At 47.1% G+C, this 24,183-nt stretch carries 22 protein-coding genes; 21 read left to right on the top strand and 1 reads right to left on the bottom strand.

What is annotated here, in order from left to right:
* Window positions 1-227: 227 nt before the first annotated feature.
* The 10 genes from glyQ to trmFO all read left to right on the top strand — a co-directional run bounded on the left by glyQ (window position 228) and on the right by trmFO (window position 11,899).
* The gene (glyQ, locus tag HNR45_RS01330) at window positions 228-1,112 is read left to right on the top strand and encodes a glycine--tRNA ligase subunit alpha (protein WP_034436071.1); all 885 of its coding nucleotides are present in this window, start codon (window positions 228-230) and stop codon (window positions 1,110-1,112) included.
* On the top strand, window positions 1,105-3,150 hold the full coding sequence (glyS, locus tag HNR45_RS01325; RefSeq protein ID WP_024048974.1) for a glycine--tRNA ligase subunit beta: 2,046 nt from the start codon (window positions 1,105-1,107) through the stop codon (window positions 3,148-3,150). The genes glyQ and glyS overlap by 8 nt, the downstream gene beginning before the upstream one ends.
* 101 nt (window positions 3,151-3,251) lie before the next feature.
* A complete protein-coding gene (gene rplS / locus HNR45_RS01320; RefSeq protein ID WP_024048973.1) occupies window positions 3,252-3,593 on the top strand; it encodes a 50S ribosomal protein L19 in 342 nt (113 codons plus the stop codon).
* A 108-nt stretch (window positions 3,594-3,701) separates the two neighbouring features.
* Window positions 3,702-4,568 carry a ribosome biogenesis GTPase YlqF gene (gene ylqF / locus HNR45_RS01315; RefSeq protein ID WP_024048972.1) on the top strand — a complete coding sequence of 289 codons (867 nt, stop codon included), beginning with the start codon at window positions 3,702-3,704 and terminating at the stop codon, window positions 4,566-4,568.
* Window positions 4,561-5,340 carry a ribonuclease HII gene (locus HNR45_RS01310; protein ID WP_159821867.1) on the top strand — a complete coding sequence of 260 codons (780 nt, stop codon included), beginning with the start codon at window positions 4,561-4,563 and terminating at the stop codon, window positions 5,338-5,340. Before ylqF ends, HNR45_RS01310 begins: the two co-directional genes overlap by 8 nt.
* A 33-nt stretch (window positions 5,341-5,373) precedes the next feature.
* Window positions 5,374-5,727 carry a YraN family protein gene (locus HNR45_RS01305; RefSeq protein WP_024048970.1) on the top strand — a complete coding sequence of 118 codons (354 nt, stop codon included), beginning with the start codon at window positions 5,374-5,376 and terminating at the stop codon, window positions 5,725-5,727.
* Window positions 5,728-5,736: 9 nt separating this feature from the next.
* Complete coding sequence (locus HNR45_RS01300) at window positions 5,737-7,257, top strand: YifB family Mg chelatase-like AAA ATPase (RefSeq protein WP_024048969.1); 1,521 nt, start codon at window positions 5,737-5,739, stop codon at window positions 7,255-7,257.
* Between the two features lie 60 nt (window positions 7,258-7,317).
* Window positions 7,318-8,415 (top strand): DNA-processing protein DprA, encoded by a 1,098-nt coding sequence (gene dprA / locus HNR45_RS01295; protein WP_159821869.1) that lies wholly within the window; start codon window positions 7,318-7,320, stop codon window positions 8,413-8,415.
* Between the two features lie 9 nt (window positions 8,416-8,424).
* On the top strand, window positions 8,425-10,596 hold the full coding sequence (gene topA / locus HNR45_RS01290) for a type I DNA topoisomerase (RefSeq protein WP_024048967.1): 2,172 nt from the start codon (window positions 8,425-8,427) through the stop codon (window positions 10,594-10,596).
* The gene (trmFO, locus tag HNR45_RS01285; protein WP_159821871.1) at window positions 10,574-11,899 is read left to right on the top strand and encodes a methylenetetrahydrofolate--tRNA-(uracil(54)-C(5))-methyltransferase (FADH(2)-oxidizing) TrmFO; all 1,326 of its coding nucleotides are present in this window, start codon (window positions 10,574-10,576) and stop codon (window positions 11,897-11,899) included. Before topA ends, trmFO begins: the two co-directional genes overlap by 23 nt.
* A 25-nt stretch (window positions 11,900-11,924) precedes the next feature.
* Here trmFO and lgt read toward each other — a convergent pair whose 3' ends face one another.
* The gene (gene lgt / locus HNR45_RS01280; RefSeq protein ID WP_159821873.1) at window positions 11,925-12,740 is read right to left on the bottom strand and encodes a prolipoprotein diacylglyceryl transferase; all 816 of its coding nucleotides are present in this window, start codon (window positions 12,738-12,740) and stop codon (window positions 11,925-11,927) included.
* Window positions 12,741-12,884: 144 nt separating this feature from the next.
* Between lgt and mnmA the strand changes: the two genes are divergently transcribed.
* From mnmA to HNR45_RS01225, 11 genes are all read left to right on the top strand, one after another.
* A complete protein-coding gene (gene mnmA, locus HNR45_RS01275; RefSeq protein WP_159821874.1) occupies window positions 12,885-13,979 on the top strand; it encodes a tRNA 2-thiouridine(34) synthase MnmA in 1,095 nt (364 codons plus the stop codon).
* The gene (lepA, locus tag HNR45_RS01270) at window positions 13,969-15,765 is read left to right on the top strand and encodes a translation elongation factor 4 (RefSeq protein WP_024048963.1); all 1,797 of its coding nucleotides are present in this window, start codon (window positions 13,969-13,971) and stop codon (window positions 15,763-15,765) included. Before mnmA ends, lepA begins: the two co-directional genes overlap by 11 nt.
* A gap of 1 nt (window position 15,766) precedes the next feature.
* The gene (gene hemW / locus HNR45_RS01265) at window positions 15,767-16,906 is read left to right on the top strand and encodes a radical SAM family heme chaperone HemW (RefSeq protein WP_024048962.1); all 1,140 of its coding nucleotides are present in this window, start codon (window positions 15,767-15,769) and stop codon (window positions 16,904-16,906) included.
* A gap of 98 nt (window positions 16,907-17,004) precedes the next feature.
* Complete coding sequence (hrcA, locus tag HNR45_RS01260) at window positions 17,005-18,042, top strand: heat-inducible transcriptional repressor HrcA (protein WP_159821876.1); 1,038 nt, start codon at window positions 17,005-17,007, stop codon at window positions 18,040-18,042.
* On the top strand, window positions 18,043-18,600 hold the full coding sequence (gene grpE / locus HNR45_RS01255; protein WP_024048960.1) for a nucleotide exchange factor GrpE: 558 nt from the start codon (window positions 18,043-18,045) through the stop codon (window positions 18,598-18,600).
* Window positions 18,601-18,614: 14 nt separating this feature from the next.
* Window positions 18,615-20,462 carry a molecular chaperone DnaK gene (gene dnaK, locus HNR45_RS01250; RefSeq protein WP_159821878.1) on the top strand — a complete coding sequence of 616 codons (1,848 nt, stop codon included), beginning with the start codon at window positions 18,615-18,617 and terminating at the stop codon, window positions 20,460-20,462.
* Window positions 20,463-20,480: 18 nt separating this feature from the next.
* The gene (gene dnaJ, locus HNR45_RS01245) at window positions 20,481-21,635 is read left to right on the top strand and encodes a molecular chaperone DnaJ (protein ID WP_024048958.1); all 1,155 of its coding nucleotides are present in this window, start codon (window positions 20,481-20,483) and stop codon (window positions 21,633-21,635) included.
* Between the two features lie 100 nt (window positions 21,636-21,735).
* Window positions 21,736-23,046 carry a tRNA (N(6)-L-threonylcarbamoyladenosine(37)-C(2))-methylthiotransferase MtaB gene (gene mtaB / locus HNR45_RS01240; RefSeq protein WP_024048957.1) on the top strand — a complete coding sequence of 437 codons (1,311 nt, stop codon included), beginning with the start codon at window positions 21,736-21,738 and terminating at the stop codon, window positions 23,044-23,046.
* Between the two features lie 2 nt (window positions 23,047-23,048).
* Window positions 23,049-23,402 carry a histidine triad nucleotide-binding protein gene (locus HNR45_RS01235; protein ID WP_159821880.1) on the top strand — a complete coding sequence of 118 codons (354 nt, stop codon included), beginning with the start codon at window positions 23,049-23,051 and terminating at the stop codon, window positions 23,400-23,402.
* 76 nt (window positions 23,403-23,478) lie between these two features.
* Window positions 23,479-23,655, top strand: coding sequence for a 30S ribosomal protein S21 (gene rpsU / locus HNR45_RS01230; RefSeq protein WP_024048955.1), 177 nt, complete (start codon window positions 23,479-23,481; stop codon window positions 23,653-23,655).
* Window positions 23,656-23,672: 17 nt separating this feature from the next.
* Window positions 23,673-24,128, top strand: a complete 456-nt coding sequence (locus HNR45_RS01225; RefSeq protein ID WP_159821882.1) for a GatB/YqeY domain-containing protein — start codon at window positions 23,673-23,675, stop codon at window positions 24,126-24,128.
* Window positions 24,129-24,183: the final 55 nt, after the last annotated feature.

The following is a 24,183-nucleotide window of genomic DNA, read 5'->3' as shown; positions in this document are numbered from 1 at the left end:
ATCAAGCGATGATAAAGAGTAGTACTTTGGCGATAGCGAGGCAAGGATAGTGGAAGCTTGCCACACAAAGGAAGGCGCTTTGGAGCTGCGGCAGGAAATCGTAAGATAGTAAAGGCCGCGATATCATTAAGTGGGTCAATGACCAATGAGGGTGGAACCGCGGGTATACTCGTCCCTGTAACAATTGTTACAGGGACTTTTTTATTTGCAAAGCAGAGGAGGAAATGATGACCTTCCAAGAAATGATTTTGACATTACAACGCTATTGGTCGGAAGCAGGTTGTTTGATTCAGCAGCCGTACGATGTGGAAAAAGGTGCCGGTACGATGAATCCTGCGACATTTTTGCGGGCATTGGGGCCGGAACCGTGGCACGTAGCGTATGTTGAGCCGTCACGGCGTCCGGCGGATGGTCGCTATGGCGATAATCCCAATCGACTGTATCAACATCACCAATTTCAGGTAATTATGAAGCCGTCTCCGGATCGGATCCAGGAAATGTACTTGGAAAGTTTGGAAAAACTCGGTATTCGCACAATCGAGCACGACATTCGCTTTGTCGAGGATAATTGGGAATCGCCGACATTAGGCGCATGGGGATTAGGCTGGGAAGTGTGGCTTGACGGTATGGAAATCACTCAGTTCACTTATTTCCAACAAGTGGGCAGCGTTGATATGAATCCGGTTGCCGTCGAAATTACTTACGGCTTGGAACGTCTTGCCATGTATATCCAAGGCAAGGAAAATGTGTATGATATCGTCTGGTCCGGCGATGTTACTTACGGCGATATTTTCCATCAAAATGAATATGAGCAGTCTGTCTACAATTTTGAGTTGGCAGATATTAACCTTTTGTTTGATTTATTCAATAAATATGAAGCGGAAGCAGTACGTATTATTGATGCCGGTAAAGTTTTGCCGGCGTATGATTACGTATTGAAATGTTCGCATGTTTTCAACCTTTTGGATGCGCGTGGCGCTATCAGTATCAGTGAACGTACTGCGTTTATCGGACGCGTGCGTAAACTGGCCAGACTCTGTGCGCATGCCTACCTGGTACAGCGTGAAGAACTGGGATATCCGTTGTTGAAAGGAGCGTCTCGGCATGAATAATACTTTATTGTTCGAAATCGGTACGGAAGAAATTCCGGCGAAATTTATGCCGCGTATTCTTGATGAATTGCGTACGCGGGCGGAAACAATGCTTGCCGATGCTCGCTTATCGTTTGCCTCGTTAAAAACGGTCGGAACGCCGCGACGTCTGGCACTCATTGTTGAGGATTTAGCAGATCGTCAGCCGGACATGGTCGAAGAAAATCGTGGGCCGTCGGTAGCCATCGCGTTTGATGAAAATCACAACCCGACCAAAGCTGCACAGGGATTTGCTCGCGGTCAAGGCATCGATCCTTCTGAACTGATCGAAAGAGACAACTACGTGTATGCGCATATCAAAAAAGAAGGTCAAACGGCGCAGATCATTTTGGCGAACTTGTTACCGGAATTGATTCAATCGCTACAATTTCCCAAGAGCATGAAGTGGGGGAACGAAAGTTTCCGTTTTGTACGTCCGATTCGTTGGCTTGTGGCACTTTTTAATGCAGAAGTGATTCCTTTTACACTCGCGGGCGTGGCCTCTGGAAATACCACTCGCGGGCATCGTTTCCTGGGGGAAGAAAATGTCGTAGTTCCCCAAGCAAGCGATTATGATCAGGTATTGCGCGAGCAGTATGTTATCGTCGATCCTGCCGAACGTCGTCAGATGATTACTCAAGGTTTGCAAAAGCTTGCTGAAGAGCAGCATGCGACTGTGGTGGAAGATGAAGATCTGTTAACGGAAATCGTGTTCCTCGTCGAATATCCGACACCGCTTTGCGGTCATTTTGAAGAGCGCTATTTGGAGCTGCCGGAAGCGGCAGTGGTTACACCGATGAAAGATCATCAACGCTATTTTCCGCTGCGTGATCGAGAAGGCCGACTCTTACCACTGTTTTTGACAGTACGTAACGGTTCCGATGAACATTTAGCTACTGTGCAGGCGGGTAATGAAAGAGTTTTGCGCGCTCGTTTGGCGGATGCAGAATTCTTCTTTAATGAGGACCGTAAAAAGAGTTTGGCTGCGCGATATGATGCATTGCAACGTATCGTTTATCAGGAAAATCTCGGGACCATGCAAGATAAAACAGAGCGCTTGCAAAAAATTACGCAAGTATTTGCTGAAGCGTATGAGCTGACACAGGAAGAAAAAGAATTGTTACAACGTGCGACACATCTCGCCAAAACCGATTTGGCGACAGCACTTGTCACGGAGTTCACGGAATTGCAAGGGGAAATCGGTAAAGAATACGCTCTGCTGGACGGTGAACCGAAAGAAGCGGCGCAAGCAATCTTTGAACAATACTTACCGCGATTTGCAGGCGACATCTTGCCCTCTACCAAGCTGGGTGAAGTGTTGAGCCTTGCCGATAAATTGGATAATATCGTCGCGACATTCAGCCAGGGACACGCACCGACCGGCTCACAGGATCCGTTTGCGTTGCGCCGGCAGGCGATTGGGATTGTGCAAATCGCCGTCCAAAGTAAAACTCACTGGTGTTTACGTAAAATGGTTGCTGCCGTTGCCAAAACACTCGGTGACGTGCCGGCAGATGTGCAGGAACAAGTGGTTGCTTTTATAATGCAACGACTGCAAACAATTTTGAGCGATGAGGGCTTGTCGTACGATCAAATCGATGCCGTTCTTGCAGGGGATGATACTGATATTTACAGTGTCTATGGCAAAGCGCACGCGTTGGCAGACACCGGATTTGTCAAAGATATGGAACTTCGCCAAGCGTTTCGCCGTGTCGTGAATTTGGCAAAAGAACCGCAGCAGGGAGAAGTTCAATCGGAACTTTTTGAAAATGATGAAGAGCGAAAATTGTATGCTGCGTATAAAGCGGTAGCCCCCAAAATTGAAGCCGCTTATGCGAAACAGGATTATGCTGTCGTGTATCGGGAATTACAATCGTTAGTTGCACCGATTAATGAATTTTTTGATCATGTCATTGTCATGGCGGATAGTGAAAGAGTTCGCCAAAATCGTTTACTGATTTTGCAAAATATTGCCGATTTGCTTACGACATGGTTCGATATTAAAAAATTAGTAGAATAGCTTGCTTTATTAAGGTTGATATGATACAATACCACTGTTATTTTGGATAGTCCTCTGTTCACCAGGTGGTGGGCAAGAATGTCCGGTAGGAGGAGAACGATATGAACATCATTCAACAATTGGAACAAGAACAGTTGCGCTCGGACATTCCGGATTTCCGTGCCGGCGATACGGTTCGCGTCCACGCCAAAGTCGTCGAAGGTAATCGTGAACGTATTCAGATTTTTGAAGGCGTTGTCTTGGCGCGCAAAAATGGCGGTGTCCGTGAAACTTTCACAGTACGCCGTATTGCGTCCGGCGTCGGTGTAGAACGTACATTCCTTGTACATTCCCCGCGTGTGGCCAAAATCGAAGTCAAAAACCGCGGCGTCGTACGTCGTGCAAAACTGTACTACCTGCGTCGTTTGACCGGTAAAGCGGCTCGTATTCGTGAACGTCGCTAAGAGTAAGTAAAAAGGACTGTATATACAGTCCTTTTTTTATATAATAAAATAAGAAGAGGCATTGTTGATTGTTTACTTATCATAGGATATGAATAAAGGAGGTGCATCATGCTTATCCAATGGTTTCCCGGGCACATGGCTAAAGCGCAACGTCTGATTAAAGAGCAGCTAAAAGCCATCGATGTCGTCGTGGAACTGAGAGATGCACGTGTGCCCGCTTCGAGTGAAAATCCGTTGCTGCGTGAACTGATCCAGGCAAAACCGCGGATTTTATTATTAAACAAAGCTGATTTAGCAGATCCCAAAATTTCTGCACAATGGCAACAATATTTTGCCAATCGGGGGATTACGACGTTACTCATAGACAGCACGTCTAAGTCCAGTCGTAAGCGACTGATTCAGGAAATTCGGCAAGCGGCGGCACCATTACTTGAGCGCTGGAAGCGTCGAGGTATTCGAGCGCGTTCCGTGCGTACGATGATTTTAGGGATTCCCAACGTCGGTAAATCGACGCTTATTAATACGCTGGCGAAAAGTTATATCGCGCATACGGCCAATCGCCCCGGTAAAACGCGCGGCCAACAGTGGGTAAAGTTGGCGGATGGCGTTGAATTGATGGATACACCGGGTGTGTTATGGCCGAAGTTTGAAGATCCTGTGGTGGGTCAAAAACTGGCCGCCACCGGCGCCATCACCGATGAAGTGTTTGATGCGGAAGATGTAGTCAGAAATCTGCTGGCTTATATCAATGAAAATTATCCGGGGACGCTTACGGAACGTTATGGAATTCAAACGGGATCGGGGACACCTGATGAATGGTTAACGGAAATCGCTAAAAAACGAGGCGCATTGCTACCCAAAGGTGAATATGACTACCATAAGGCACGCCAATTCGTTTTAGGGGATTTTCGCCAATTACGGCTGGGTAAAATCAGTTTAGAGACCCCGCCTGCCGAGGCAAGTCAAAATGGCTGAGGAGAAAAAAGAAACGATTGCCATGATCCGTTCACGTTTGGCAGAAGTACCCACTCCTGAAGAGTTATTGCGCTGGAGTTTGGATGGTCGCCTGGGCGTCCGGCAGGCTTTGCAGCAATACGCGCGTCGCCAGGACAAGGTGCGGCAGGAACACGAGCGTTTACGAGCTCTCTATCGATATGAGGAGCATTGGTATGCCCAGGGCAAACTGAATATTGCCGGCACCGATGAAGCGGGACGTGGACCGGTAGCCGGTCCGGTGACGGTGGCTGCAGTTATTTTGCCGCCACATGCCATGCTGGACGGACTCAACGATTCTAAAAAGCTTTCGGCAGTGACGCGGGAAAAATTGTTCAAAGAAATTACTGAAACTGCTATTGCCTATAAGATTTTGCATATTCCTGTCGAAGTCATTGATTCCGTCAACATTTATCAGGCGGTACTTGACGGTATGCAGGCGGCGACTATGTCATTACAACCGGCAGCACAAGTGTTGCTGGCGGATGCCATGCCGGTTACCTTACCGATACCGGTGCAGGCGATTATTCGGGGAGATTCGCAAAGTGCTTCCATTGCGGCAGCCTCTATTTTGGCGAAAGTCAGTCGCGACCATTTAATGGAAGAATTGGATATACAATATCCGCAATACGGTTTTGCTACTCATAAAGGCTATCTTACGGAACATCATTTAAGCATGTTAAAAAAATATGGTCCGTCACCGGCTCATCGCAAAAGTTTTGAACCGATTAAAAGCATGATCAACGCAATTTAATGGATACGCAATACACCGAAGGAAGAGGTTTGCGTGAGTCGACATAATGATTTAGGGGCGGAAGGGGAAGCGCTTGCCGCCTCATATTTGGAAACGCAGGGGTACTGCATTCAAGCACGTAATTTTCGCAGCGGTAAAGGTGAAATCGATATCATCGCAAGCGACGGCGACACAATTGTGTTCGTCGAAGTTAAAACCCGATCTACCGCACGTTTCGGTCTGCCGCGCGAAGCCGTCACACCCTTTAAACAAAACATGTTACGCAAAACTGCGATGGCCTATTTAGTTCAACTGTCAAAAGAGATACCGTGCCGCTTTGACGTTGTGGAAATTCAAATACACGCCAACGGAACCTATCAACTAAATCAGCTGAAAAATGCGTTTTAGGAGGAGAATATGTTTGCACGAGTATTTGGAGCTACTACGTTCGGATTAAGCGGTCATTTGATTTTAGTCGAAGTGGATTTAGCTAACGGTTTGCCTGCATATGATATTGTCGGCTTGCCGACGCAGGCCGTCAGGGAATCCAAAGAAAGAGTGCGGCCTGCCCTGAAAAACTCCGGGCTGGAGTTTCCGTTGCGTAAGATTACAGTGAATTTAGCTCCGGCCGATTTGAAAAAAGAAGGCGCAGGACTGGATTTGGCGATTGCGATAGGGATACTCGCAGCCGGTGGAACGTTGCAACGAGAGAGTTTGGAAGATGCGGTCGGTATCGGCGAACTGGCATTGGACGGAACGGTGCGCCCCGTTAACGGTGTCCTGCCTATGGTCATTGCCGCCAAAGAAGCCGGCAAGAAACGTTTTTTTGTCGCACCGCAAAATGTGCAGGAAGCTCTTTTGTGTAACGGCATTGAAGTTTATGCAGTCACTTCATTGCGTGACTTAGTTCGCTATTTGCAGGGCGAAATCGTTTGGAAGACGGCAGTGCCGGACTCTGAACAAGAAGAGATCCCGGAAGTGAATGAAGATTTCGCGGAAGTACAGGGTCAAATTATGGCTAAACGCGCGTTGGAAATTGCCGCGGCCGGCGGGCATAATGTCTTAATGATCGGACCGCCGGGTTCAGGCAAAACGATGCTGGCTCGTCGAATCAATTCCATTTTGCCGCCGCTTTCGCATGACGAAGCACTGGAAGTGACTAAAATTTACAGCGTGGCAGGCTTGTTTGACGTGTCGCGGACAGCTGCATTGCACGCCCGACCGTTTCGCAGTCCGCATCATACCGTATCGACGGCGGCCTTAATCGGCGGCGGTAGTATTCCCAAGCCGGGCGAAGTTACACTCAGTCACAAAGGTGTATTATTTCTTGATGAATTGCCGGAATTCCCACGCTCTGTTTTGGAAGTGTTGCGTCAGCCGCTGGAAGATCGAGTCGTCCATATATCACGTGTGAATGCCAGCCTAACGTATCCTGCCGATTTTATTTTAATCAGTGCGATGAATCCGTGTCCCTGCGGGTTTAACGGTGATCCGGACAAAGAATGCACCTGCTCGAGCGGTGATATTCGCCGCTACTTGCGCAAAATTTCGGGACCGTTGCTGGATCGTATCGATTTGCATGTAAGTGTGCAACGACCGAAGTACACGGAACTTACCGCGACCCGTGCGGAAGAATCGTCAGAGGTCATTCGTGCTCGTGTTAAATTGGCCCGTGAGAGACAGGCAAAACGTTTGGCTATTTACGGGATGCGCACGAACTCCCAAATGCAACACCGCCAGATCAAAGAAACGTGTGAAATGACACCACGTGCGCAGCAAATTCTGGCGGATGTATTTAATCGTCTGCACTTAAGCGCACGCGCTTACGACCGAATCATAAAAGTGGCTCGTACCATTGCCGATCTGCAGGGCAAAGACATCATCGACGCGGAGCAAATTGCGGAAGCGGTAAGTTACCGTGCACAAGACAAGGAGTAGAGAAGCATTATATTTTTCTGCACCAATGAATAAAGTGTTTTATTGAAGTCGGTGAATAAAATGGATATGAAAAGGGAAGAAATATACGCGGCTGCGCTGCAAAAGACGGCGTATGTAGGTGCGGTCAAATTACGTCAATTAATTCGTTTTTTCGGTAGTTTTGAAGCGATTTGGCAAGCTTCCGAAAAGGCATTACTGGCGTCCCATACATTAGGACCAAAATCGCTCGCGGGATTTTTGGCACAACGAAAAATGATTGAACCCGAAAAGATTTGGGAGGCTAATCAAAAATGGGGCGTCAGCTTACTGACCTTTCAAGATGGCGATTTCCCCAAACGTTTACAGAATGATCCTCATGCGCCGGCCATACTTGCATATCGAGGTACGTGGCGAGAACCGGAAAAAGCGATCGCCATCGTCGGTTCGCGCAAGCCGACACCGTATGGGATTAATGCCGCGCGTTTATTTGCCGGAGAGCTAAGCAAGGCAGGCGTTGCTATCATCAGCGGCGGTGCACGCGGTATAGATTCCACAAGTCATCGGGCTACACTTCCTGACGGGTATACGATTTGTGTGTTGGCTTGTGGTTTGGATATTCCCTATCCGCCGGAAAATAAGTCATTATTTGAAGAAATCGCGCAACACGGTGTAGTGATATCGGAATATGCGTTGGGAACCAAACCGTTGGGGCGACAATTTCCGGCACGCAATCGTATCATCAGCGGATTGAGCGACGGGGTGTTGGTCATTGAAGCGGCGAAACGCAGCGGCACGTTGATTACGGCAGACTTTGCTTTGGAGACGGGGCGTGATGTGTTCGCGGTTCCCGGCAGCATTTTTTCACCGATGTCGGTGGGCACGCATCACTTATTGCGACAAGGAGCGGCGTTGGCCGCGGAACCAAACGATATTTTACGCGAATATAATTGGTTGGATACGGAACGTGAAATGGGCTCGGTAGCCGGTCCGGATTTGACACCGACCGAGGAATTAGTGTACCGTTGTTGCCAGTTGGAGAAAACAGTCGACATGGATACGATTATTCTTCGTTCCGCTTTACACCCGACCGAAGCCAACTATATATTGCTACAATTAGAATTAAAAGGACTTATACAACAATGTGGAAATCAAAAATATATGGCAATGATTTCCAGATAGGAGGCAGCATTGTCCATTAAACGCACAATTTCAATCGGACGCAAAAACAGTGCCGGTAAGCCGGCTGTTGTCAAGGCACCGAAATGGGAGCGCACACCGAATCCGAGCGGGAAACATCTCGTGATTGTGGAGTCTCCAGCCAAGGCGAAAACGATTGAAAAAATTCTCGGTAAAAATTATAAAGTTATGGCCAGCATGGGGCATTTGCGCGATTTACCGAAAAACTCGCTCGGTGTCGATGTGGAAAACGGATTCATGCCGCGGTATACGAATGTTTCCGATCGTCATGATGTAATTTCCCATTTACGCGCGGAAGCAAATAGATCGCGCGATGTTATCCTCGCTACTGACCCTGATCGCGAGGGAGAAGCTATTTCTCATCATTTGTCGGTGCTGTTGGATGTTCCGGCGGATGAGAATGTGCGAATTACATTTAATGAAATTACGCCGCATGCGATCAAAGAAGCGATTGCCCAGCCGCGTCCGATTGATGAGCAGAAAGTAGATGCTCAACAGGCACGTCGGGTTCTTGACAGGCTTGTCGGTTATAAATTAAGCCCTTTTCTTTGGAAAAAAGTATTTCGTGGTCTAAGCGCGGGACGCGTGCAGTCGGTGGCAGTACGTTTGATTTGTGAACGCGAAGAAGAAATCAAGGCATTTGTACCGGAGGAATACTGGTCTATTGAAGCCGATTATCATGCCGGCAAAGGCAAATCATTTACCGCCAAAGTAGTTCGGTATGACGACAAAGAACTGGCCGTTGCGCAGGAAAGCGTCGCCAACGATTTGGTTGAAGAATTGAAAGCGGCAGACGCGTATGTCGAAAAACTTACACGCGGCCAGCAACGCCGTCGGCCGCAAGCGCCGTTCACTACCAGTACGATGCAGCAAGACAGTGTCAACCGATTGAATTTCGGTGCGCGTAAGACCATGATGATTGCGCAGCAATTGTACGAAGGTCTGGATATTCGTGGCACTCATGTCGGTTTGATTACTTACATGCGTACCGACTCTGTACGAATCGCGGAAGAGATGCAGAAAGAAGCAAAGCAGTACATTACCGAAACTTATGGTAAAGAGTACGTACCTGAATCACCGAATAAATACTCGAAGCAACAGCAGAGTCAGGATGCGCATGAGGCGATTCGTCCGACGTCCTTAGCATATTCTCCCGCGGAAGTCGCCCCCTTTTTAAATCGGGATCAGCTGAAATTATATACGTTGATTTGGAATCGTTTTCTGGCCAGTCAAATGACGCCGCAAATTGCGCAACGTTTAACCGTGACCATTCGCGCCGGAAAATTTGAGCTACGCGCCGTAGGCCGTCATATTATTTTTGACGGTTTCACCGCAGTTTACGGGACGAAGGATAAAAAAGAAGAAACGATTTTACCGGAGCTGCACAAAGATGATGCGTTGACGGTTAAAAAAATTGAGCCGAAACAGCACTTCACGCAACCGCCGGCAAGATATACGGAAGCAAGCCTAATTAAACTTTTGGAAGAAAAAGGAATCGGTCGCCCGAGTACATACGCACCGATTTTGGATACTATTCAAAAGCGCAACTATGTCGAAAAGCGTGACAAAGCATTTATTCCTACGGAACTAGGCTTTGTTGTGGTGGATCTTCTGAAACGCTTTTTCAGTAAGGTCGTTGATGTTAAATTCACCTCGCGTATGGAAGAGGAATTGGATAAAATTGCCGATGGTGAATTAAGCTACGAACAACTGCTGGAAAGTTTTTACAAAGTATTTGCACAGGAACTTTCCGATGCGGAACAAAAAATCGACAAAGTGAAAGTTATTGAGCAGGAATCCGATGTTATCTGCGATAAATGCGGCGCGAAAATGATTTATAAATTTGGCCGGTACGGGAAATTCTTAGCATGTCCGAATTTTCCGGAATGTAAAAACACTAAGCCGATTACCGATCCGGTCGGTATTGCCTGCCCGAAATGCAAAAAAGGACACATCGTTCGCCGTAAATCCAAACGTGGCCGTGTTTTCTATGGTTGCGATCGGTATCCGGAATGTGATTTGGCATTATGGAATGAACCGGTGGATCAATTTTGCAAGGAATGCGGATCGATTATGGTGAAAAAGAAGACACGCCAACGAGGCGAAGAAATTATTTGCAGCAATAAGGAGTGCCCGACGCATGGCAACCAAAAGAAAAAATGAAGTGATTACCGTCATTGGCGCCGGACTGGCGGGCTGTGAAGCCGCTTGGCAGGCGGCGCAAGCAGGGGTACGAGTTCGCTTACTGGAAATGAAACCGAAACGGTATACGCCGGCACACACGTTGCCGCATTTTGCCGAACTCGTTTGCAGCAATTCGTTACGTGCGGCAGCAATTACGAATGCGGTAGGACTTTTGAAGGAAGAAATGCGACAATTGAATTCGCTTATCATGCAGGCGGCGGATACGCATCAAGTGCCGGCCGGCGGTGCACTTGCCGTGGATCGGGAAGGCTATGCGCAGGCAGTGACCGATGCGATCAAAAACCATCCGTTGATCGAGGTGGTTACGGAAAAAGTCATGTCCATCCCGGAAGACGGTATTGTAATCGTTGCCACCGGTCCGCTTACGGATGGTAAGTTAGCGGAATCGATTGCAGCATTCAGTGGGGAAGACTATTTCCATTTTTTTGATGCCGCGGCGCCGATTGTGTATTTAGAGTCATTGAACCAAGATATAGTGTATCGCGCTTCGCGTTACAATAAAGGTCCGGCAGCATATCTCAACTGTCCATTCCATAAAGAAGAATATTTGCGCTTTCGCGAAGAACTTATCGCAGCGGAGGTAGCAGGTCAACATCATTTTGAAAAAGGCGAAATATTTGAAGGATGCATGCCCATTGAAGTGCTTGGCAATCGCGGGGAAGATACCATGCGATTCGGGCCGTTGAAACCGGTAGGTTTGCCGGATCCGCGTACGGGCGAAGAACCGTATGCGGTGGTTCAATTGCGCCAGGATAATGCAGAAGGCACGTTATATAATCTTGTCGGTTTTCAGACACATCTAAAGTGGGGGGAACAAAAGCGGATTTTCCGCATGATTCCCGGCATGGAAAATGCGGAATTCGCGCGTTTCGGCGTAATGCATCGCAACAGCTATATTAATTCTCCAAAGCTGCTTCAAGCGACATTGCAAACTAAAAAACGCCCTACCTTGTTTTTTGCGGGACAAATTACCGGCGTGGAGGGGTATGTAGAATCTGCCGCAGCCGGTTTGCTTGCCGGTCGTAACGCGGCACGTTTGCTGCATGGTAAAATGCTTTGGGAACCGCCGGCAACAACAGCAATCGGTAGTTTGATGCAATATATCTCAACCGATAACAAAGACAATTTTCAGCCGATGAATGTAAATTTCGGCTTAATCGCTCCGTTGGCTAAGCGGGTTCCCAAAAAAGAAAAGAGCACGGTACTGGCTAATCGGGCCTTGGAAGCATTGCAGGCAGCGATTGCCAATGACGAAATCTGAAATCAAAAAATGACGTCGATTGACGTCATTTTTTATTACGTTTGCTTGCCTTTGTAAGAGCAGGTGGAATGGCTTTTTGCGGTTTGCGATACGCGAAATATACAAATGCACTCAAGGCAGCGAAAAAAGCAATGAGAGCAGTCAGCTGCGCCGATTTTAAACCCCATAGCAGTGTTCCGTAATCGCCGCGCAAAAACTCCAAACCGAAGCGCGCTAGCGAATACAACATGATGTAAAGTGCGAATACCTGTCCTTTGGCATGCGAACGCAATGAATAAGCGAGCAGAACGACAAAGATCAGAACATCAATCTGTCCTTCCCAAATTTCTGCCGGCCATAGGGGTTGCGCTCCATAGGTGTGGTACGCAAGTGTAGTTTCGGGATATAAGATTCCAAACGAACCGCCGGTCGGATGACCGAAGGCATCGCCGTTCATGAGATTCGCCATGCGTCCGACACTCTGCCCCATGACGATGGCAGGTGCAACCAGGTCGGCAAAATCCAAAATATCGACGTGGCGTTTACGTAAATAGTACAGTGCTGCCAAAATACCGAACAACAAACCACCTTGAATGGCCATACCGCCTTGCCATACAAACGGAATCTCTAAAAGGTGATCTTGGTAGTAGTCCCAGTCAAAAAAGAAAACATCCCAAAGACGACCGCCAATAATGCCCCAAAGTCCGCAGTAGACGGTAAGATCCCAAATATATTCCGAATAACGCTCTGCTTTGCGTGTGAAATAATAGGCAAGCAGACCGCCGGTAATAATTCCCATGGCAAAAAACAATCCGTAGCTGCGAATCGGAAATGAGCCGATAAAAAACAGATATTGATGCATAAATTCTCCTTAAACACTTTCAATAATCTTATTATACAGCATTCATGATGAGGGCATACATGAGATGTCGATGTGCTGGATACAAAAATCGTTTAGAAGATTTTCTATATGCTATAATAAAATGGTATGTAAAGGAGGAATAGTATGAGCAAAAAGCGCGTAGCGGTCGCTATGAGCGGTGGTGTTGACAGCTCATTAGTAACGGCGCGTTTGCAAGCGCAAGGTTATGATGTTATCGGTGTCACCATGCTGCTTTTTGATACCGTGGAAAATAATAAAGTAGTTGAATCTGCCGCGATTACGGATGCCAAGCGAGTAGCGGATCAATTGGCAGTGCCGCATTATGTGTTGGATTTACGCCAATCTTTTGAAGAAAAAATTATGCAATATTTTACACAATCGTATGCTTGTGGGATTACTCCCAATCCATGTGTAATGTGCAACGATTGGATTAAATTTGGGAGTTTGTACGAGTTTAGTCGTGACCTTGACGCCGATTTTTTGGCGACAGGACACTATGCACGCGTTCTTTACAATCAAGAAAGTAATCTTTATGAACTGCGTCGCGGTACGGATCTGAAAAAGGATCAGTCGTATGTGTTGTATCATTTAAACCAAAAAATGTTACCCCACATTATGTTCCCGTTGGGAGAAATGCATAAGGAAGATACGCGGGCTTTGGCGAAAGAATTGAACTTACCCGTATACAATAAACCGGAGAGTCAAGATATCTGTTTTATTCCCGACAATGATCACATTCGCTTTTTGAAGGAGCGTATTCCCGAGCAATTTGTACCGGGAGATATTGTCGATCTTGAAGGGAGTATATTAGGAACGCATCAAGGGTTACCGGCATATACCATCGGCCAACGTAAAGGTCTTGGTGTGGCGGCCGAACATCCTTTATACGTGGTCGCTATCGATGCGAAACATAACCGTGTCATTGTCGGCCCTAATGCGTCCATTTTCCAACGGGAAGTATGGGCGTTGGATCCGTCATTTACGGAATGGGAAACTTGCACAGAGCCGTTTACCGCGCAAGCTAAAATCCGCTACGCGGCACCGGCAGCAGACTGTACTGTATATCCGGTAAAAGATGGCGTGCATGTAGTCTTTAAAGAGCCGCAGCGTGCGGTAACGCCGGGCCAATCGATTGTCTTCTATGACGGCGATCGAGTACTTGGCGGCGCTATTATAGGACCAAATCATTGGCAAGGAGAGAACATTCGTGTCCACTGAATATATTCGTAATTTTTCGATCATCGCACATATTGACCATGGCAAGTCAACGCTGGCAGATCGCCTGATTGAAATCACCGGCGCTTTATCTAAGCGGGAGATGCAAGCGCAGGTATTGGACAATATGGAATTGGAAAAAGAACGGGGTATTACGATTAAATCGCAATCCGTTCGTTTGCATTACCATGCCAAAGATGGCAAAGATTACATGCTGCATTTAATTGATACGCCCGGGCATGTCGATTTCAATTATGAAGTTTCCCGCAGCCTTTCCGCGTGTGAAGGGGTGCTTTTGGTTGTAGATGCAACCCAGGGAGTGCAGGCGCAAACCTTAGCCAATGTTTATTTGGCGGTGGATCATGATTTAGAAATTATTCCGGTCATTAATAAAGTGGATTTGCCGAGTGCGAATACCGACTTGGTAAAAGCCGAAATTGAAAATGTTATCGGTCTTGATGCACATGATGCGGCGATGATCTCTGCCAAGACAGGGTTGGGTGTACCGGATGTGCTGGAAGAAATTGTCAAACGAATTCCTCCTCCGCCGGATTATAGTGATCGACCGTTGAAGGCGCTGGTATATGATTCTCATTTCGATTCCTATAAAGGTATTATTGCTTATGTACGAATCCACGAAGGATCCGTCAAAGTGGGAGACCAGATCCGGATGATGGCGACCGGTAAATCATTTGAGGTGACGGAAGTCGGCTTTTTTGCGCCCCAAATGACGCCTACCCAGGAATTGAGTTGCGGTACGGTAGGATATTTAGCAGCAAGTATTAAAAATGTTCACGACTGTCGAGTCGGCGACACGATTACGACAGTGGAAAATGGTGCTGCCGAACCGTTGCCGGGTTATCGTAAGGCGACACCGATGGTGTATTGCGGATTGTATCCGGTAGATAGCAAAGATTACGGCAATCTGCGCGATGCATTGGATAAACTGCATTTAAACGATGCGGCGTTGGTGTATGAAGCGGAAACTTCACTTGCGTTGGGCTTCGGATTCCGCTGCGGCTTTCTCGGCTTGTTGCATATGGATGTAATCCAAGAACGTCTGGAACGCGAATATCAGTTAAATTTAATCACGACAGCGCCTTCGGTTATTTATCGTGTCTATACCACGGACGGAAATATGATCGAGGTAGACAACCCGGCGAATCTGCCCGATCCGACGGTCATTGATCATATTGAGGAACCATTTGTGAAAGCTAACATCATGCTGCCGTCCGATCTCGTCGGAGCCGTCATGGAACTGGCTCAGGAGCGGCGTGGTGAGTATCTCACAATGACATACATTGACGAGACTCGAGTCGCACTCGAGTACGATTTACCGTTGAATGAAATTATTTATGATTTTTTTGATAAGCTGAAATCCGGCACACGCGGTTATGCGTCTTTGGATTATGAGCTTTCCGGGTATCGTCCGGCGGATATGGTTAAGCTTGATATCCTTTTAAATGGAGATTTAGTGGACGCATTGAGTACTATTGTTCACCGCAGCTCAGCACCGTCCCGCGGTCGTGCGCTGGCTCTGAAGTTGAAAGATATTATTCCGCGGCAAATGTTCGAAATCCCGATTCAAGCGGCAATCGGTAATAAAATTATTGCCCGGGAAACCGTTAAAGCGATGCGCAAAGATGTACTTTCAAAATGTTATGGCGGTGACATCACACGGAAACGTAAGCTGCTTGAAAAGCAAAAAGAGGGCAAAAAGCGCATGAAGCAGGTCGGTAGCGTTACGATTCCGCAAGAAGCGTTTATGGCGATTTTGAAAGACGATTAAGATGAGCACAGGAATTTATATTCATATTCCTTTTTGCGCGAGTCACTGCCACTATTGTCATTTTTACTCTGCGGTGGTTCGCGAAGAGGTGTATAATTATTACTTAGCGGCATTGTTGAAAGAAATTGCCAACCGGCCGCTAAGCTCTTTTTCCGATCATGTGGACAGCATTTACTTTGGGGGCGGGACACCGTCCCTTTTTGGCGTGCAACGAATTCATGACGTGTTACTGGCACTCCGTGAACGCTTTGCTGTGCGAAACACCGCGGAAGTAACTTTGGAAATGAATCCCGACGGGATCACTCGCAGTGATTTAGAAGCTTACTATGCGGCAGGGATTAATCGTTTAAGCGTAGGGGTACAAACCTTTCGTGATGATTTACTGCAGCGGATCGGACGTATTCACCGCGCGCAGGACGCTCGGCGTGTCATTAAAGATGCGGCGCACGTTGGTTTTAAAAATATCACTCTTGATTTAATGTATGGGCTTCCCGGTCAATCCGCCGCCGACTTTAAAGAGTCGCTCGTGAAGGCGGTGCACTTACCGATCACGCATATTTCCGTTTACGGATTGATTGTTGAACCCGGGACTTTGTTTGCTCGTTTGGCTACGCAAGGACGCTTGGATTTGCCGTCGGAAGAAACCGAATGGGAAATGTATCAAACGATGGTACGTACGTTGCCGCAATATGGTTTCTCTCGTTATGAAATTGCCAATTTTGCAAAATCAGGCTACGAAGCAGTACATAATCAAAAATATTGGCGCTATGAACCGTATATCGGGTTCGGTGCGGCCGCTGTTTCCTTTGATGGAAATGTTCGCTACAGCCATGTTGCGGATTGGCAGGCCTATATAAAACAGATCGACAGTGCGCGATGGATACCGCAAGACGTAGAAAGCATTGACCGTCAAACCGCAATGGAAGAATATTGCTTCCTGAATTTACGCCGTCGGAGCGGTATTTCCTTATCTTCTTTTGCCACTAAATTTGGTGTTACACTTCAGGAAACTTATGGAAAAGAATTACAAACACTACTGGAAGAAAGGCTTTTGTATCGTGCTACCGCCGATACGATAACACTTACACGCCGTGGTGCAGCAGTGTCTAACCAAGTGTTTACTTACTTCATCCGCACATAAAAACAAAATAATTTGACTTTTTCACCTTTTCATGATAAATTATGTAATAGATTTAGCACTCGACAGATAAGAGTGCTAATAAGACAGAGGTGATAACGATGAAAGAACGTAAACAAATTATTTTACGTGCGATCGTTCAAAGCTATATTGCCACTGCCGAGCCGGTCGGCTCACGTACGATTGCTCGAATTTATGATTTAGGTATCAGTCCGGCTACCATTCGTAACGAAATGCAGGATTTGGAATGGATGGGGTATTTAGAGCAACCGCATACTTCTGCCGGCCGTATTCCTTCACTAAAGGGGTATCGGTTTTATGTGGACAGCCTAATGCAACCGGGTGAAGTCAGTCGGGAAGAAGCGACTGCGATTAAGGACTGGTTTACCTTTGAGAACACGCAAACACAAGAAATTTTTAGTGAAGCGGCTCGTATTTTATCAGGCCTGACGCATAATCTTTCATTGGCTGTGACAGATGAGTCGCAACATGCGGTTTTCAATTACATCCAATTTTTGCCGCTGGATGACAACCGCGCCATTTTGCTCCTCGTAACGACCGACGGCAGCGTGGATCATTCCACGTTTATAATGCCCGCCGGGGTGACGTTGTTGAAGCTGCAGGATTTTGCGTTGCAGCTGAATCGCGCGTTACATGGGCGTGAATTGCGAGAGATTACTACAGAACTTATGCAGGAATTGCAGCAGGACTTTTGGGTTGAGCCCCAAGTGATGTTCAGTACACTGGATACGATTCAGAACACGGTCGGCAAGAATCGCGAAATTTTTACCGACGGTGTCAGTGAGTTAATTCGCCAGCCGGAGTTTAAGGACTTGGGCAAGTTGCAAGAGTTGATGAAACTTTTGGAAGAGAGCAAGCAACTCGCAGATCTTATCAGCCATTCGCCGTCAACTGCGCTTACGGTGCGCATCGGGCCGGAAACCGGGATAGCCGCATTACATAACTATAGTGTGGTACAAGCACAATTTTTCGATCAACAAAAACTGGTAGGTAGCGTAGCGGTCATCGGGCCGACGCGCATGGAATATGATAAAATTGTTTCGTTGTTGCATATGATGCAGCAAAAAGTGAATTCCGTCTTACGAACAGGAAAAACCGATGGAGATGAGGTGCATTAATTGAATCCGGAATACAAGGAAGAACAAAACAAAGCAACCGAAGGCGATGGAGATACGGTTGACGAATCGAAAATTGTCGGTGAACAGGAAGATGCTGATTGCGCGGCAGAGATCGCTGAGTTGACACAAAAGTGGGAAGACAGTGAACGCTTGCGCTTGCGTTTGCAAGCGGACTTTGATAATGCCCGGAGACGTTATCGTCAAGAGCGTGCAGAACTAAACGACAGCGCGCAAGCGAAAGTGATTACAAGTTTATTGCCGATTTTAGATGAGTTTGAAAGAGCCTTGTCACATCCTGTAGAAGGTGCTGATGAAAAATTTTTAGAAGGATTTCAACTGATTTATCGTAAGTTGGTGAATTTGTTGAAGGCTTATAAAGTGGAAGAAATTGTTGCTTTGGGCGAGCAGATGGATCCGAATTATCATGAAGCCGTCATGCGTTTGGCGACCGACGATAAACCGGAAGGGGAAATTACCGCGGTATTCAAAAAAGGTTACCGCATGAATGATAAAGTATTACGCGCAGCACAGGTACAAGTAGCGCATCAAGAAGACTAAGGGGGAAATTTAGAATGGGAAAAGTAATAGGCATTGACTTAGGTACAACCAACTCGGTAGTAGCGGTCATGGAAGGCGGCGAACCGGTAGTTATTACAAATGCGGAAGGCTCGCGCTTAACACCATCGGTCGTAGGTTTTTCGAAGACCGGTGAACGTTTAGTGGGACAACTTGCGAAACGTCAAGCGGTATCCAATCCGGATCGTACAATCAGTTCCATTAAACGTCACATGGGCACCAATTATAAAGTAAACATCGATGACAAAGCGTATACGCCGCAGGAAATTTCCGCGATGGTTCTGCAAAAGCTCAAACAGGATGCGGAAGCATACTTGGGTGAAAAAGTAGAAAAAGCCGTCATCACAGTGCCGGCGTATTTTACAGACAGCCAGCGCCAAGCTACAAAAGATGCCGGCGCGATTGCCGGTCTGGAAGTATTGCGTATCATCAATGAACCGACGGCAGCCGCATTGGCGTATGGACTTGATAAAGATGAAGCGCATACCATTCTTGTGTTCGACTTGGGTGGCGGTACGTTCGACGTTTCCATTCTGGATCTGGCCGAAGGCGTTTTTGAAGTTAAAGCTACACAAGGGAACAACCATCTCGGCGGTGATGACTTCGATAAAAAGGTTATGAACTGGATTATCAGCGAATTCAAAAAGACCAATGGTGTCGATTTGAGCCGGGACAAAATGGCGTTGCAGCGTTTAAAAGAAGCGGCGGAAAAAGCAAAAATCGAATTGTCCGGCGTGCTCTCTACAAATATCAACTTGCCATTTATTTCGGCCGATTCCAACGGTCAGCCGATGCACTTGGACTTGAATCTTTCCCGTGCTAAATTCAATGAATTAACCGAAGATTTGGTACAGGCAACTATGGAGCCGACCCGTAAAGCGATTGCAGATTCGGGACTGGCGGTAAGTGACATTGACAAGATTCTTTTGGTTGGCGGATCCAGTCGTATTCCGGCTGTTCAGGAAGCGATTCAAAAAATCTTGGGCAAAGAACCCAGCAAAGGTATTAACCCTGATGAATCGGTAGCGATAGGTGCAGCGGTTCAGGCAGGCGTATTAGTCGGTGAAGTCAAAGACGTGCTGCTGCTGGATGTTACCCCGCTTTCCTTGGGTATTGAAACATTGGGCGGAGTATTTACGAAAATTATTGATCGCAATACGACTATTCCAACCTCGAAGAGTCAAGTATTCTCGACCGCGGCGGATAATCAGCCGGCCGTAGACATCCACGTCTTGCAGGGCGAACGTAACATGGCAGCGGATAATAAGACGCTGGGCCGTTTTGAACTGAGCGGCATTCCTGCGGCACCTCGTGGAGTACCACAAATTCAGGTTACTTTTGATATTGATGCGAATGGTATTGTACATGTATCCGCTAAAGACTTGGGGACAGGTAAAGAACAGACAATTACAATTACGTCTTCGAGCGGCCTTTCCGACGATGAAATTGAGCGCATGGTAAAAGAGGCGAAATTGCACGAAGAGGAAGACGAAAAGAAAAAAGAAGAAGTGGAAGTTCGCAATAATGCCGACTCTTTAGTTTACCAAGGAGAAAAAACGCTGAAAGATCTTGGTGATAAAGTTGATGCGGCACAAAAACAAAAAGTAGAAACGGCGATTGCCGATCTGAAAGAAGCGCTGGCCGGTACTGATGTAGAGGCCATTAAGGCGAAGGCGGAAGCATTAAGCACACCGCTGCATGAGTTGGCAAGCAAGTTGTATGAACAGGCCAATGCACAACAGTCGCAGGCAAATAACGGTCAGCAACAAACAACGCAACAGGAGACGAATGACGGCACCGTCGATGGCGATTACAAAGTCATGGACGATGAAGATAAAAAATAATGACAGAGGAAGTTTGGCATGAGCGATCAGAATTATTATGACGTACTGGGTGTCAATAAGAACGCCAGTGCTGATGAGATAAAAAAAGCTTACCGTAAAATGGCTCGGAAATATCATCCTGATTTAAATAAGGATGATCCGAAAACAGCGGAAGCCAAATTTAAAGAGGTCAATGAAGCCTATGAAACGCTTTCGGATGAATCCAAGCGTGCGCAGTATGACCAATTTGGTCATACTGCGTATCAGCAGGCCGGTCAAACGGGCGGCTTCGGTGGTTTCGGCGGTTTCGGCGGAGCGCAAGGCGGATTTGGCGGATTCGGTGACCTGGGCGACATCTTCGGCAGCTTTTTCGGCGGTGGTGGAGCTCGGCAAACGGGGCCGATACGCGGCGCGGATTTACGCTACGATTTGGAAATCACTTTGGAAGAAGCCGCTGTGGGCGTAGAAAAAGAATTTAGTATTGTCAAAGACGAAGTTTGCCCCCATTGTCACGGCGATGGTGCCGAACCGGGAACCAGCGTGCAAACCTGTCCGCAATGTCACGGTACCGGGCAGGAGCAAGTCGTACGGAATACGCCCTTAGGTCAAATGATGAGTGTGCATACCTGTTCGCGTTGCCAAGGTCGAGGAAAAGTTATCGAGTCTCCGTGTCATGAATGTCGCGGCAGCGGTAAAGTTCAGAAAAAACGTAAGCTTCGCGTGAAAATTCCGGCCGGTGTGGACACCGATTCGCGGATCCGTTTAGCCGGTGAAGGCGGCTTAGGAGAACGCGGCGGGGAAACGGGTGATTTGTATGTGTATATCTATGTTCAGCCACATGCGCGTTTCCAACGTCGTGGTGCGGATCTTTTTTGTGAAGCGGAAGTCTCGTTTCCGACAGCCGCTATGGGGGGGACGATTCAGCTCGACACGCTGTTCGGCAAAGTGGAGTTAAAAATTCCACACGGCACTCCCGGAGGAAAGACATTTCGTCTTTCCGGTCAAGGACTGCCATCGTTGCGAAGCGATCGCAAAGGCGATTTAAATGTACGGGTCACGATCGGCGTACCGCGCAGTTTATCCTCCGAGCAGCGAGCGGCTTTGCTGAAATACAGCGAGTGCATGGGCGACAGCACCGTCAATAAAGAAGAACCGTCTTTTTTTGATAAACTGAAGGATAAATTGAATAATTAGTAAAAAACGAGACGCGGACGCGCCTCGTTTTTCTTGCATGCCAAGCAAAAAAACATTACAATGAATCAAATTACTAAATTGCGACGGAGAGGAAATCAATTTGAAGACAGTTTCGTTTTTAACCCTGGGTTGTAAAGTAAATCAGTATGACACCGATGCGATGCGCAGCCTTTTTTTGGCGCGCGGATATGAAGAGGTATCTGCGAAAGACAAAGCGGATATTTGTGTCATTAATACCTGTTCGGTAACGCATATCGGTGAACGCAAATCGCGTCAAATGATTCGTCGTGCCAAACGTTTGAATCCGCAGACAAAAATTATTGTGACGGGTTGCTATGCACAACTGGATCCGAAAACAATTCAACAAATTGACGGGGTTAATCTGATTATCGGTACGCAGGATCGAACCAAGGTGGTCGATTTGATTGAGGCGTACGGATCTTCCTCACAAGCGCATAATGCGGTGCATGATATTTTTGAAACGAGTCAATTCGAAGAATTGCATTGGGCGCATCCGGCTTCCGATCGTGCCCGTTCATACTTAAAAATTCAAGAAGGTTGCAACAATTATTGCGCCTTTTGCATTATTCCTTATACGCGCGGTAAATTGAAATCCAGAGGAGTGGAAGATATTTATCATGAAGCTCGAAGATTGGATGAGCAAGGATTTAAAGAAGTCGTTTTAACGGGTATTCATTTGGGGAATTACGGCGTAGACCTGGGACGACAAGTAGACTTGGCTGACGTTGTCAAGATGCTGCTCGAGCGTACACATATTTCAAGAATTCGACTCGGTTCCATTGAATCGGTTGAGATTTCTGAAGAATTAGTAAATCTGATTGCCACGAATGAACGTGTATGTCCACATCTGCACTTGCCCTTGCAATCGGGATCGGAAGAAATTTTGCGGAAAATGCGCCGGCATTATCATCTGCAAGAATATGTGGATCTTATTTCATCATTACGTGCAAGAATTCCCGATTTGGCAGTTACTACTGACTTAATCGTAGGCTTTCCCGGCGAAACGGAAGAGCTTTTTGCGGAAACGATGGCAACGTTGAAAGAATTGCGTTTTGCCGGGGTGCACGTGTTTCCTTATTCTAAGCGCAACGGCACTGCGGCAGCGACGTTTCCGGATCAAGTTTCTGAAGCGGTTAAAAAGGAGCGAGTGCATGCCGCAGAAAAAGTGGCGGAGCAAACGGCCACCGATTACCGGCGCTCTTTTATCGGGAAAACCACGAATGTTTTATTGGAACAACAAACGGAAGATGGTGCATGGAAAGGCTTTACACCTCATTATTGTCAGCTAACAATCAAAGGCGAGGGGCGGAAAGCAGGTATGATTTGTTCGACACGAGTCGTCTCTGACGACGGAGCCATGTTGATCGGCGAAAGAATCGAGGAGGGGTAACCATGAAAGACTGTATTTTTTGTCAAATTGCAAACGGTACGATTCCCAGTTCGAAAGTTTTTGAAAATGATGATTTTGTTGCCTTCAATGACCTTGCGCCAACGGCGCCGGTACATGTTTTGGTCGTACCTAAACAACATGTTCAAAGCATCAATCAAATTACGGATGCCGAAACGGAAGATCAATTTGCACATTTTTTCAGCACCGTACAAGCGGTGGCAAGTCAACTCGGCCTTGCCGAAAGCGGCTATCGCGTCGTCATCAATACAGGTGCTGACGGTGGTCAGACGGTACCCCATTTTCATGCGCATATAATCGGTGGCAAAGCGTTAGGTTGGCCTCCGTTTGCAGATTGACAAATGCAGCGTCGGGGCTTATAATTTTAATTAGTGCAATTGCACCCCATACGACTATTTGGAGGGAGGGATATCAATGTCTGAAATCAGAGTTAAAAAGGGCGAGTCTTTCGATAGTGCTCTTCGCAGATTTAAACGTTCCTGCCAAAAAGCCGGGGTTCTTTCTGAAGTGAGAAAACGCGAACATTATGAAAAGCCGAGCGTTCGTCGTAAAAAGAAATCGGAAGCGGCCAGAAAACGTAAATTTAAATAACGAGAAGGTGAAAGTTGATGACCATTCAAGAAACCCTGCAGCGTGACATGAAAGAGGCCATGAAGGCCAAAGAAGATGGCAAGCTTGCACTCTCGGTCATCCGCATGGCTCGCGCCGCGATTAAAAATGCTGAGATTGACAGTTCTGAGCCTTTAGCAGAAGAAGATGTCATAGGTATTTTAGCGAAAGAAATGAAACTCCGGAAAGATTCTTTGGCGGAGTTTGAAAAATCGGATCGTCATGATCTGATTACGCAAACTAAAGCAGAGATTGAAGTATTGAGTCGCTATTTACCGCAGCCTGTCAGTGCAGAAGAAGTGGGTAACATTGTTGTCGAAACCGCTTCCCAATTAGCACCTGAAGAACGAAATATAGGGACTTTGATGAAGGCTGTTATGCCTCGGTTAAAAGGCCGGGCAGATGGGAAAGTAGTCAACCAAGCTGTACGTGAGTGGTTGGCCAGCAATAAATAGAATATTCGGTCAATGGGGACCTCAACTCGATATCGTGTTGAGGTCTTTTTATTGA

This window comes from Negativicoccus succinicivorans (assembly GCF_014207605.1).
Classification (GTDB): domain Bacteria; phylum Bacillota; class Negativicutes; order Veillonellales; family Negativicoccaceae; genus Negativicoccus; species Negativicoccus succinicivorans.
The sequence above is the reverse complement of the archived record's forward strand: the minus strand, read 5'-3'. Positions and strand labels throughout refer to the sequence as shown.

What these genes read in the sequence shown, in the direction of transcription:
- glyQ (WP_034436071.1), top strand. Translation starts at nt 228, where the DNA reads ATGACCTTCCAAGAAATGATTTTGACATTACAACGCTATTGGTCGGAA.
- glyS (WP_024048974.1), top strand. Translation starts at nt 1,105, where the DNA reads ATGAATAATACTTTATTGTTCGAAATCGGTACGGAAGAAATTCCGGCG.
- rplS (WP_024048973.1), top strand. Translation starts at nt 3,252, where the DNA reads ATGAACATCATTCAACAATTGGAACAAGAACAGTTGCGCTCGGACATT.
- ylqF (WP_024048972.1), top strand. Translation starts at nt 3,702, where the DNA reads ATGCTTATCCAATGGTTTCCCGGGCACATGGCTAAAGCGCAACGTCTG.
- HNR45_RS01310 (WP_159821867.1), top strand. Translation starts at nt 4,561, where the DNA reads ATGGCTGAGGAGAAAAAAGAAACGATTGCCATGATCCGTTCACGTTTG.
- HNR45_RS01300 (WP_024048969.1), top strand. Translation starts at nt 5,737, where the DNA reads ATGTTTGCACGAGTATTTGGAGCTACTACGTTCGGATTAAGCGGTCAT.
- dprA (WP_159821869.1), top strand. Translation starts at nt 7,318, where the DNA reads ATGGATATGAAAAGGGAAGAAATATACGCGGCTGCGCTGCAAAAGACG.
- trmFO (WP_159821871.1), top strand. Translation starts at nt 10,574, where the DNA reads ATGGCAACCAAAAGAAAAAATGAAGTGATTACCGTCATTGGCGCCGGA.
- lgt (WP_159821873.1), bottom strand. Translation starts at nt 12,740, where the DNA reads ATGCATCAATATCTGTTTTTTATCGGCTCATTTCCGATTCGCAGCTAC.
- mnmA (WP_159821874.1), top strand. Translation starts at nt 12,885, where the DNA reads ATGAGCAAAAAGCGCGTAGCGGTCGCTATGAGCGGTGGTGTTGACAGC.
- hemW (WP_024048962.1), top strand. Translation starts at nt 15,767, where the DNA reads ATGAGCACAGGAATTTATATTCATATTCCTTTTTGCGCGAGTCACTGC.
- hrcA (WP_159821876.1), top strand. Translation starts at nt 17,005, where the DNA reads ATGAAAGAACGTAAACAAATTATTTTACGTGCGATCGTTCAAAGCTAT.
- dnaK (WP_159821878.1), top strand. Translation starts at nt 18,615, where the DNA reads ATGGGAAAAGTAATAGGCATTGACTTAGGTACAACCAACTCGGTAGTA.
- dnaJ (WP_024048958.1), top strand. Translation starts at nt 20,481, where the DNA reads ATGAGCGATCAGAATTATTATGACGTACTGGGTGTCAATAAGAACGCC.
- HNR45_RS01235 (WP_159821880.1), top strand. Translation starts at nt 23,049, where the DNA reads ATGAAAGACTGTATTTTTTGTCAAATTGCAAACGGTACGATTCCCAGT.
- rpsU (WP_024048955.1), top strand. Translation starts at nt 23,479, where the DNA reads ATGTCTGAAATCAGAGTTAAAAAGGGCGAGTCTTTCGATAGTGCTCTT.
- HNR45_RS01225 (WP_159821882.1), top strand. Translation starts at nt 23,673, where the DNA reads ATGACCATTCAAGAAACCCTGCAGCGTGACATGAAAGAGGCCATGAAG.